The organism is Methyloprofundus sp., assembly GCF_965251085.1.
In the GTDB taxonomy this organism is placed as follows: Bacteria; Pseudomonadota; Gammaproteobacteria; order Methylococcales; family Methylomonadaceae; genus Methyloprofundus.
In genome coordinates, this window is the sequence record NZ_OZ252594.1 from 4,136,436 (window position 1) to 4,147,808 (window position 11,373).

Below are 11,373 nucleotides of genomic sequence, written 5' to 3' on the forward strand. Positions count from 1 at the left end.
CTTCTGCGTTGTAGAAACTGTTACGTAGCCAGCTATGTGCCTGTTTCTACGTCTTGAATACGAATAAAAATACTGCGCCAGATGCTCAACTTATTCCGTGCGCGTTCCTAAGGTCTTTCGAATAATATATACAGTATATTTTTAATGCATAATGGATCTTTAGTCATGCCTAAATGGTTACTTGGTAAAAAGATAACATTATCCCATTTTAAGGGTGAAACAACTTTTGGCTGCCATTTTCCAGCCAGGCGCTCGTCTAATAATACACACGAACGTGGGACGGTTCCATCGCCTGCGCCTTTTTTAATATAGGTTAATTTTTTATCCCCTTTTTTTGCTGTTGCTATCAAAGGTGTCTTACTCGCATCGCCAACGAATAAAAACATTTTCAAATGCTCGGGACGAGGTGTAACAGTATCTAATGCCGCTTGCATTTTACTGCTATTCGCTAAACATTTATCCAGATGATCTAATGCGGTCTCTCGACGTGCTGCCGGGGTATCAACCCCGGGTAATAATCTGCTTAATAATGCATCTTTAGTTTTATCTGCAAGTCCCCAGTTCATCTCTAGCCATAAATCTATATTGAGAAAGTTAGAGTGCGCTTCATCCGCATCGCTACGTTGAAACATTTTGAAACGTAAGCGAGGAAATAATTGATACACCCCAGGTAAGGTACCTAATATCACAGCATCATAACTCGGTGTTAACGGGTTTTTGGGAACCCCCGTTAACAAACAGTCCAATCCAGGTAAAGCACCTCCATTGGGCGGAGCAATCAAAACCACCCGTTCTATCTGAGCGCTACCCGCCCAGTTAGCAATGAGCCGGGCATCTCCGGCCGGTAATAATTGCTCTCCATATTGCAAGTAATACCGGGCTATCAGCCCTCCCATCGAATGGGCAACAATATCGAATTTTACCGGTGCAAAACTCCCTCGTTGTAATTGTACAAAACGGGTCACCTGGCGAATATATTCCCCTAGCCTGACAGCATTTTCATCCAGACTACGCCGCCAGTCGTAACCGAATTCAAAGGCATTCGCTTCATGCCGTCCATCATCAATATAGTCATCCAGTTTATGTAGCGAACCTCCAGCACCTGTTTGCTCGCCAACACCCATGGCGGATAACAAACTGGCATAGGTATTGATACTAATAGGTATTCCAGCAACTGAGCCTTTTATATAGCGCAGACTACCATCGGCAGTAGATTTGCCATGTAATTTATCGAGGGTCTTACCCATTTGCATGGGCAAGGCAATCATGCGCAGGTTTTCATCTGCTTTAGGGTCAGCAAAGGACTCGCTACCAAAGTCACCCCACAAGGGATTATCATTTTCCAGAGTGGTAATATTCGAGCCTAAAATACCGGGGATAACTATGATTGGATTTTGCTTGAAATCAGCGCGACGTATTTGCTGTTCATACTCAATCGCAGAATCTAGTTCGGCAGAAAAGCTCTCTTTGGGGGGTTGTGTTTGCTTATTCTTAATACGATTAACCATTCTCTGCCCTCGACTATAAGATCTGTACTACAAATATCTTTGTGACAACTTGATTAAAGCACCTACATGCACTCTTGCCAAGTATTTAGCAAGGCTAAGCGAGTGATAAAGCAACGTCCTACATCACTGAACTAACAATTACAGACGGAACGACACCTTATCTGTAGCGCGGGGTTCAGCCCTCTTTTGTCTATTCCGGGCTAAATATTCGTCCGTGCGCGTAGATATTCGATGCACTTATCAAGCCGCCTTCTTTGCAATAATCAATGCAAATGAAAACAGTATTAATGAACCAATAATCGCAATAAGTAAGGGAACAACAGCAGCCACGGTTGTGATGAAAAATTCTGGCTAGCCACTAAAATTGCAACGGGTGGGTTGCGTAACGCAGTACCGACTGAAAATATAATACGCACATGACTTTTTTTTCCACCAAAAAAGTAGCCAATAAACATAGCGCCCAAAAAAAACAGCACAATAACCGGCAGTACACTAGCGTTGCTAAGGATTGTTTCTGTATGCAGGAACAGTACTGAAATAATCAACACGACTACAGAAATTTTTGTCACTACGGCTGTAAATGACTGAATTCGACGTGCTATGCCTGAAAACCGGGCATTGATTAGTAGCGCAAGCAGCAAAGGAACCAGCATGATGGTCACTAAAGATTTAGCAATCTCCCCGGCATTAACTGACACACCCGAAAGCATGACAGGCACAGCGATAGGCATGAAAAAGATTGTAACCAGCAAAAGTAACACCATGAGCCCTACTGCCCCACCTACATGACCTTTTGCAGTTGCCACGATCAATGGGATAAAGGGGGCCCCCCCACCTAAGGACGCCAGGATTATTCCAATGCGCACTCCTTCTGTTACAGGAAGCCAGTTCACTATGCCTAAGGCAAAAAGAGGGACAATAATGAAGTTGGCAATAAGCGCTCGAATAACTATGCGAATATTTTTAAAGGGCGCAATAATTTGTGCCACTGTCAAACCCAACCCCAGAGTCAGCATGCTCCCTACGATAAAAGCAAGCATGGAGAGATTAAAGACTATTTCAACTTTATCGACTATTTCTATCATGTTAATTTTATTATTCTCATTTCCATATTCTTTAGCGAGGGAATGCAGTATTTAACCCACTGCACCACGGATAGCATAGTATTAGAGTTAGAGTTAGAAGTATTAATCGCGTTATTGATATTTAGCAAATTTGCATATCGACGCAATGTCATAGACAGGTTATTCTAATACAGCATCCTTGGAATTCAACTAATTATGAATTCTGAGATCCAACAAATTGATAGTAAGAGTTGTTAATAAAAAATTAGTGGTACTATTCAAACTTAGTTAGATAAACATTGTTAATAAACAAACCATCAGCTTACTCTATGAAAACTATTACCCTTGTCTTAACTACTGCGCTGATTTCAGGATGTTATTATCCCCGCCCTGCTCCCGTGGTATACACCCAACCTGCTACTGCGGTATATACGACCAAGTCCTCTACCAGCAAATTCGATCAATCGTGGTCAGCTGTAATAGGCGCACTTTCTGATCAGGGAGTACGTATTACCACGCAAGATCGCGGTGCAGGGATTATACAGGGAACTCGTTATGGCATAGAGGTGACAGGAAATATACGTACCCAGGCAGACAATAGTGTGCACGTGCAATTCGATACTTCAGGCGAGACTAAAAGCGACCCTCAGCTGATCCAACGTATTACTGATTCATACAATAGGCGAATGGGTCGTTAGCTATTTTGACAGGATGACGAACCTGGTCATAAAGTTAAATTTAGCACTATTCACTCAAATAATTCAATACCCTGTAATAACAGCATAAAGGGTCTTTTCTTGAGCTAGGTTTGCAGTGCTCAGGCGTTTAATAATTAGCTTTTTGCTATTTATTGGTTTTACTTACGAGGCTTATATAAATGAAAATATCCAAAGAAACAAAACGTATAGCTCAGATAATTGCCTTAGTATTGGCCTTTGCTGGGGTTGTTTATATTAACTCTACTGCGACTATGAGCATGGGTAACTTTTCTGGTAATGGAAGATAAAGCGTTGCTAAGATAGTTGCAGAGCTGACGATACACCTGTTTCAGCATCTTGCGCTGAGCAAAAATAATCTCGCTATCAATTCCATATCTGTGACCGTGTGATTATGCGCTCAAATTCATTAGCCTTGATTAACTGCCTAAGCTTTTTCTAGCGAACGGCGGCCTAAAATGTGACTGTGGCTATGCCCCCCGCTATATAAGTTCTAATCGAGACGCCTCTGTAACCGCATGAGTTCGGTTCCTAGCATTTAATGAGCGCATGATCCTAGAAAAATCAGTTGAACGCGAATTTCAGACCACCTGAACTCGAGGATAATAACTTGATGCCAATGCTTGATATGTAGGTTGGCGCTGAGCTTGCGAAGCCCAACAATTACTGTGCAATATCATGTTGGGCTTCGTATACTCAGCGCCAACCTTGTATTTTAGTATCATCTAATTATCTGGTGAAAACGGTAAACTTTTGATTTCTTTATGTCGAGATCAGGAGCTCTGAATTTATAGTGCAAGATATGGGTTTCACAGTGCTTTCAAAAAATTTTAGCTTCACCCATAGGCTCAGATAACCTGGTCTCTCTGAAAACAATAGGATACTTAGGGAGATGGAAAGAAATAATCATCCAAACGAAGTAAGCTTGTGTCTCAATAATTTATAATAATGAATTCTGAATTTATTCTCACACTAGGCAGATAAGCTTGTTGATATTAACAGATAGCATTATAGGTTGGATTATAAATACAGCCCATCGTTTAAAAGGCTCGGTACGTCGTATATTCATGGCTGAAACGGTGGAGCTACTAGGCTCAGGTGGTGCAAGTATTGCTGAAGAAAAACTAGGATGGAATAGAGGCACTATCCGAAAAGGACAATATGAACTTGAAACTCAGCCCATAGAAGATAATTTTTCAGCGAGAGGGCGTAATAAAAGTGAAGAGCATTTTCCTCATCTACTTGATGACATAAAAAAAATTGCTGAACCGGAGTGTCAAACGGATCCCTCTTTTAATTCCTGTCGATTATATACCCGGCTAACGGCTAAAGAAGTTAGAAAACGTTTACTGGAGATTGATTATTACGATGAAAAAACATTACCTTGCTCAAAAACTATCAATACAAAATTAAATGACCTGAGTTACCATCCAAAAAAGGTACAAAAAACAAAGCCTCATAAGAAAATCAAGGAAACGGATGCAATTTTTGAACAAGTTCATTCAGTCAATGGAATGGCAGATATCAACCCAAAAGAGATTCGTATATCAATTGATGCCAAAGCAAGAATGAATATAGGAAATTTTTCACGGGGAGGACGAAATCGGGTTTTAACAAAAGCAGAGGATCATGATTTAGATGTTAAGGAAAAGTTAACTCCTTTTGGTTTTTATCTGCCTGAACATGATGATTTTTTCCTTTTCTTTACAGCAGGCTATGCCAGCAGTGATTTCATCGTTGACCGATTGGAAGAAATTTGGCCAGAAATTCAAGAAAAATATGGAGTAGATATTCTGACAATTAACGCTGACAATGGTATGGAGAACAGTAGCTCCAGAACTCAGTTTATAAAAAGGCTTGTGGAGTTTGCTGAAAAAAGCAACATAAAGATAAAACTGGCCTACTACCCTCCTTATCATAGTAAATATAACCCAATTGAACGAGTATGGGGAGCCTATGAAAATCATATTAGTGGCGACATAATGGATACAGTTGAAACAACTTTAAAATTTGCCAAAAGTATGACCTACAATGGCAAAGCACCTCTTGTTAAATTAACAGAAAAAATATATGAAACAGGAGTAAAGGTAGGTAAAAAAGCAATGAAGACGTATTATCAGTTTGTTGACCGAATGCCATCGTTGGAGAAATGGTTTTTGACCATTTCTCCTGGTTGTTCTGGATGATTATTTCTTTCCATCTCCCTTATTACGGTTCGTAGGATGCTGCTGAGGAACGAAGCGCATCATTCGCGATAGATATGCTTCGTTCCTCAGCAGCACCCTACCTATTTTAGTCGCACCTTATTATCTTTGATGAATTTCTATGCTTTTTTTTATTAGTTAGGGTCTGAGCTTAAGCGGACATTTTTTGCAAGTACGTTGGCATCAAGAGCTTGTGTGGGTAGTCAAATAGGAATATGTTCCTGACAACTTTTCTCACTATCTTTTTTAGTTAATTTTTCCTGAGTTAGTTCACAGAAATAACCATTCGGTTTTCTGCTAAAATTTTTACATGTTTTACAAACACCAAAGGAGTTTAAGTCATTTGCTTTTTGCAATGCAGTCAGAGCTGCAATAAAAATATCTTCCCGTTCCAATATTGACGAGTTTTCTTGCAGAATACTGGCAGCTCTTTGGAATAACTCCGTTGGCTTCGCTTTATTTAAGATCGTTAAGCCTTTAGGTAGCAACTGAATATGCAATACCCGCTTATCTGATTTATCCTGGTTTTTTTTAATAAACGCTCTTTTCTCAAGAAAAATGAGTGTCTGAGAGACGGTTCCTCTAGTCAATCCTAAATAATTTGCTATCGCCGCTGGTGTATCACTGTATTTATTACAAATAGATAGATACTCCAAAGTCTGAAAATGAACCAGCTGTAATCTCAGTTCGGTACACTTTTTTCGCTCCTCCGAACGAATTAGAGCTGCCATTCGCTGTATTAATTCAAATACATTTGGCTTTCTCAGCGCATCAAATTTATACTTTTTATCTGCTATAAAAGGTTGAGGGCGTGATACCTTTTGTAGGGAAATAAGGGTAGATACAAAACTTTTTTGATCTATATGCGCTGAACTTTCTTGTATAAGAATAGCATTCGCTTTATTGAATAAATCTGTTGTGCGGGCCTGTTTTAAAATGGCCATCCCGGCTGGCAGCAAATTAACATGAATGATGCGTTTATCAATTTCATCCTTGATCTTTTCTATATAGCCTTTTTTTTCAAGGACAATCATGGACTGAGAAACCGTCCCGCGAGTCATACCAAAATAGGTAGCGGTAGCAGCCGGCGTATCAGTATACTTACTGCAATGTGATAAATAATCAAGTGTGTCATAGTGGACAAGTTGCAAGCGAAATTCTGCGCATTTTTTTCGTTGCTCAGAACGAATTAAAATCGACATACACTGTATTAGCTCGAAAACTTCCGTTTTGTTTATAATTTTTTTATTGATTTGCAATTGTTTAACCTAGAAAAATCAGTTGAGCGCGAATTTATAGTGCAAAAAATGGAATTAATATAATACTTTCAAAAAATCTTAGCTTCACCCATAGGTTAAGCGGACATTTTTGCAAGTGCGGTGGAATCAATAGCTTGTGCTAGAAATCGTGTGCAACTGATTTTTCTAGGTTTAAAGCAATGCGCCCAGATTATGTACTTAAAATTCGGCCAATTATCAGATCTTGATAACATTTTTATTTAGAGCGATGAAGAGGCCTAAAAAGACCTCTTTTCATACACCTTAACCATTTCCTGGAAGCATACCCACAGACCCAGGTTTAATACGCTTGCACGTCACAGTAATATCTTTTACATAACATTTTTGCAAACCTGATTTATCGCTACATTCATTACAAGCCACTTCACCTTTATCTTTAATTTCCTCAACGTGCCAACCATAGCCTTGTGTTTGACAGAATTTTTTTGAATAGATTTTAAATTTATAAGGTTTTGCTGCGCTTGCTTTAGCATCCACTAGCGACTCACATTTTGCAGAAGGCAAAGTATTTGCCATTAAATCCCGATAGATATATTCAGTTGAAAAGGCTGTACTGGAAAAAAATGACAATGCCAGTAACACCGTAATAAATTTTAGTTGCATGGGTTTTCTCCACTTTTTATTATATTTATATGCGAATAATTAGCTCTGAAATAGACTCAATTTAATACACGAATGTTCATAAGCCTATGCTCTTCATTGATTTGTTCTTTGATAGGTGCGAATTTATCTGATTCACTGCTTTTAACCATTAACAATACGCTAATAGCAACAATCGCGACCAGTGCAATATAAAGCATAGAATAATCTTTTTCTTGAGTTTCTTCACTCATATTTCTTATCCCTTTTTATTGTTATCGAATCGACACTATAGCACAGCAAAAATTCAAATCAAACAAATATCGATTCGCTACTTATTTTACTTCTTAATAGCAAACCTACCTGTGCATAATCCTAGAAAAATCAGTTGAGCGCAAATTTATAGTGCAAGATATGGGTTTCACCGTGCTTTCAAAAAATTTTAGCTTCGCCCATAGGTTAAGCGGGTATTTTTGCGAGTGCGGTGGAATCAAGAGCTTGTGCTAAAAACGTGAGCAACTGATTTTTCTAGGATAAATAGCGGCATACCTTATTGCTCTACATTACGGAGTTGGGCTTTAGTCTACACGGAGCAATAGCTGTATAGGCTAAAGCAAGAGAGCGCAAACTGTACTTAAACGGCTTATACTCAGACCACCTGAACTCTAGGATAATAACTTGATGCCAATGCTTGATATGTAGGTTGGCGCTGAGCTTGCGAAGCCCAACAATCACTGTGCAATATCATGTTGGGCTTCGTATACTCAGCGCCAACCTACGCATTTTAGTATCATCTAATTATCTGGTGAAAACGGTAAACTTTTGATTTCTTTATGTCGAGATCAAGAGCTCTAATACTGAGGGAGTGATCAATGTATCTCGAAGTTAGGCTAAAAAAGCCATTGCGTTAAATAAAAGATTATTATAAAGTTGGATTCTTCATAAGTGACTTATTTTTACTTAAGCTACGCAATACTCACGACAGATTTGTGCAATAGGGACAGAATATGAAAAATGTATTTTATACTGGCATCATAGCTGGATTGCTGATGTATTCTAGTTTTTCTCAGGCGGAAAATGAAGCGAGTTATAATACAAGCACTGGCATTCTGGAAATTCCAAAAGTACTAATTGGTTCAGATTACTATACTGTCAATATGAAATACAAAGGCGAGGCTTTGGATTTTGAAGTAACAAATTATGAAAAAATAGAACCCAAAGCGCATATTGAAACCATTGACATTCAAATCCTGGAATCATTTCCTGTACAAGTCAATGTTGTTGCTAAAGGTTTTTTTTCTAATGGTTGTCAGAGCATAGCTAATATATATTCCGACAAAGTAGCTGACATATTTAACATAACTATCACTACTAAATCAGTAGGTGAAGTCTGTACTGCAGCATTAGTTCCATTTGAGGAGATTGTTCCTCTTGAGGTCAATGGATTGAAAGCAGGTTCTTATCATGTCGATGTAAACGGAGTAACAGGAACTTTTACACTAGACATCGATAACTAACACTTGTGGTCCGTCTTTACTTAGATTTATCTGAAATTGACAGCTGATAAATGATTAAAGGGGCTTCGGCAATAAGCAGAAAATACGCAAAATAATTTCTGTCTAAGCTCAAGATTTTTTGCCATTTTCAGTTTCTTTCTATAAAAACAGAGTTTAGCTAGCTAACACCAACTTGCTTCCATCTTCGGCTGGTTAAGAATTTCATGCAGATTAGCCTCTATAATTCGATAGCCAACATTACCATAAAGCTTTTGTCTTCCTTCGTTAAAAATATAAGTCGGACTACCCTCTACCCGGAATTCATCTCTTAATTCAATATCACGAAATAATGCAGCAAGCGCTGACCCGTCATTCAGAACACGTTTTATTTCGACAATTGGCAATTGCATAGCTTTGGCAATATCTTCTAACACCTGCATATTACCTATATCTTTAGCTTCCTGAAAAAAGGCTAACCGAACTTGCCAAACAAATTCTTCAAAGATTGTTCTTTGCTGTAAGTTTTCATCAGCTTCATTATTGATCATGCCATCATCAACCAGGCACTGAATCGCCTTAATATATAAATGGCTAGTAGCCGAAGTTTGTGGGGTATTGATCTTCCAGACATCTTTATGTAGTTTTAGATAAGGATAGGCTGAGCATACCTGGTGTGTATGCTTGCCAAACCCTTCATAGCTGCCTTTATCTTTCCAGCCCTCCCCCACCCTATGCTCTGTAGCACCGAAGATAGGCATAAAATGATAGCTGATATCGATATCTGAGGAATTTTTCTTAATTAGCTCATCGAGTCTCACTTGAGCCAAATAAGCCCAGACACATAAAACATCGGTAAAATAATGAATTCGAATGGGTGATGTAGTCATTAAATAAAATCCTGTACTATTTATATAGTGAATTGAAATATTTTAGTTTGGTACTCTTCTCGATCCGAAAATATTGTATATGCTTTACCTCGCGCAGTTACGGATGCGGAGAATATAGTGAGCTTATTTTTGTCGATAGCAAAGTCTGCCCCGTACTTGATACGGGGGCGCTGAAACCGGTGCATAGCTGGCTACGTAACGATTTCAGCAGCGTAGCTATCGGCAAAAATCAGCCGCTAGAAATCCGCAGTCGTGGCCGCGCGAAGTATACCTACCCTATCTATGACTCAGACATTTTATATCTTCATTTACCATCAATCAAATACATTACCGTGACTGTAACGTTCATCTGCGCCTGCAGCCTGAGTTAATGCGGCGACATTGTCTTTAGTAAAAAATCCGTCGAAACCATGACATCGCTCTACGTATTCGGTAATTAAAATCGAGTATTCAGAATGTTTGGAAAAAATCTGTTTAAGGTTCGGCTTGTCTGTACACTCCCCCACTACATTTGCCAGAAATGGCAGGCCGTAGCTTTTCAGGGTATCTACTACAAAGTCTATATTTTTCTCCCCGGCCAGGTGATCGCCATCTTTTACTTCATAAGCGATATGGTGCATGCGTCTGCCATAATTCCTGACAAAATCTTCGGTTGGCATAGGTAAATTCTCGAATGAATTTACAAACGAAGGAATATTATTTGCAGTAAAAACTTTGGCGGGTGACAACTTGTCATCATCTACGCCGGGGTGTCGGTTAACATTAGTAGAAGAATTTTGATCAGCAATATTATAAGCACCCCAAAAATAGTAATTTGACATACTGAGGAACTCAAGAATGGCATCTTCTCGTTCGCCTGACAAGATCCGCGTCGCCATATGATCGACCCCTAGCAACAGTGCATCTGTGCCTTTTTCTGCAGCCTTGTCGGCGGCCTTGGCGAGTGTTTCTAATTCATTCTTACGTAATAAAATACGCTGGCCCAGTTCGAGTCGATCCAGGTCAAATGCGCCCATGGGCATATAACCTACCCGATTGCCTGTTAGCGATGAAGGTTGGGTAAAATTAAAATGTCGGTTGGAGAAGAATTTATTTTCGGTCTCATCCGGATAGTGAAAGCGAATATTATGCGTTTCCAGAATATTGCGTGTTTCTGTCAGGTCGCGGGTTCTGAAGACTTCACCGACATAACGCGCGTTGGGTTTTTTACTTGCCAGAGGATAGAGCATATTTAAACGCGTTAAATCATCCATAAAAGTTTTATCCAGCGGTTCCAGCACTATATAACGCGGCCATTCCGGTTTGGATTGCATTATATAAATCTTATGCGTTTCGTTCAGATAAGCATCCTCCAGGCGAAATGGCGTGAGTAGATATAACTCTTGCATATAGGCTAGAGCGTCCCCGGTCTCAACCTGAACGACTAGCGCACAGATATTTTCCAATAGATCATCAATTCCGCTGGATTGTCTGCGTTGAAAGATTTTCAGACGATAGTCATTGAAAAAATCCGAGTTTTTTTTGTCACCAACGGGTTGGTAAGTCATGATCGGTAAGCTCATTTTTAGCTCCTGATAGCTTATTTTGGCAGTTAGCTTAATCTTATAATCATTGCGTTTGC

10 protein-coding genes are annotated in these 11,373 nt (G+C 39.4%); 3 read left to right on the plus strand and 7 right to left on the minus strand.

Features of this window, described 5'->3' with window-relative positions; translation table 11 throughout:
- Positions 1–107 precede the first annotated feature (107 nt).
- Both ACQY3F_RS19450 and ACQY3F_RS19455 read right to left on the minus strand, forming a co-directional pair.
- Complete coding sequence (locus ACQY3F_RS19450; protein WP_428356699.1) at positions 108–1,508, minus strand: esterase/lipase family protein; 1,401 nt, start codon at positions 1,506–1,508, stop codon at positions 108–110.
- Between the two features lie 284 nt (positions 1,509–1,792).
- Positions 1,793–2,593, minus strand: coding sequence for a bile acid:sodium symporter family protein (locus ACQY3F_RS19455; RefSeq protein ID WP_428356701.1), 801 nt, complete (start codon positions 2,591–2,593; stop codon positions 1,793–1,795).
- 377 nt (positions 2,594–2,970) lie between these two features.
- Here ACQY3F_RS19455 and ACQY3F_RS19460 point away from each other — a divergent pair, with 377 nt between their 5' ends.
- Complete coding sequence (locus ACQY3F_RS19460; RefSeq protein WP_428356703.1) at positions 2,971–3,270, plus strand: hypothetical protein; 300 nt, start codon at positions 2,971–2,973, stop codon at positions 3,268–3,270.
- A 1,007-nt stretch (positions 3,271–4,277) separates the two neighbouring features.
- Positions 4,278–5,474 (plus strand): ISAzo13 family transposase, encoded by a 1,197-nt coding sequence (locus tag ACQY3F_RS19465; protein ID WP_428353685.1) that lies wholly within the window; start codon positions 4,278–4,280, stop codon positions 5,472–5,474.
- A 221-nt stretch (positions 5,475–5,695) separates the two neighbouring features.
- Here the strand turns inward: ACQY3F_RS19465 and ACQY3F_RS19470 are convergent, their stop codons facing one another.
- The 3 genes from ACQY3F_RS19470 to ACQY3F_RS19480 all read right to left on the minus strand — a co-directional run bounded on the left by ACQY3F_RS19470 (position 5,696) and on the right by ACQY3F_RS19480 (position 7,623).
- On the minus strand, positions 5,696–6,751 hold the full coding sequence (locus ACQY3F_RS19470; RefSeq protein WP_428356704.1) for a MarR family winged helix-turn-helix transcriptional regulator: 1,056 nt from the start codon (positions 6,749–6,751) through the stop codon (positions 5,696–5,698).
- A 282-nt stretch (positions 6,752–7,033) separates the two neighbouring features.
- Positions 7,034–7,393, minus strand: coding sequence for a hypothetical protein (locus ACQY3F_RS19475; protein WP_428356706.1), 360 nt, complete (start codon positions 7,391–7,393; stop codon positions 7,034–7,036).
- Positions 7,394–7,449: 56 nt separating this feature from the next.
- Positions 7,450–7,623 (minus strand): hypothetical protein, encoded by a 174-nt coding sequence (locus ACQY3F_RS19480; protein WP_428356708.1) that lies wholly within the window; start codon positions 7,621–7,623, stop codon positions 7,450–7,452.
- Positions 7,624–8,376: 753 nt separating this feature from the next.
- Between ACQY3F_RS19480 and ACQY3F_RS19485 the strand changes: the two genes are divergently transcribed.
- Positions 8,377–8,886, plus strand: coding sequence for a hypothetical protein (locus tag ACQY3F_RS19485; RefSeq protein WP_428356710.1), 510 nt, complete (start codon positions 8,377–8,379; stop codon positions 8,884–8,886).
- A gap of 161 nt (positions 8,887–9,047) precedes the next feature.
- On the opposite strand, the gene ACQY3F_RS19490 is transcribed toward ACQY3F_RS19485, so the two are convergent.
- The gene (locus ACQY3F_RS19490) at positions 9,048–9,752 is read right to left on the minus strand and encodes a DsbA family oxidoreductase (RefSeq protein ID WP_428356711.1); all 705 of its coding nucleotides are present in this window, start codon (positions 9,750–9,752) and stop codon (positions 9,048–9,050) included.
- 314 nt (positions 9,753–10,066) lie between these two features.
- A complete protein-coding gene (locus tag ACQY3F_RS19495; RefSeq protein WP_428356712.1) occupies positions 10,067–11,314 on the minus strand; it encodes a hypothetical protein in 1,248 nt (415 codons plus the stop codon).
- Between the last annotated feature and the right edge of the window lie 59 nt (positions 11,315–11,373).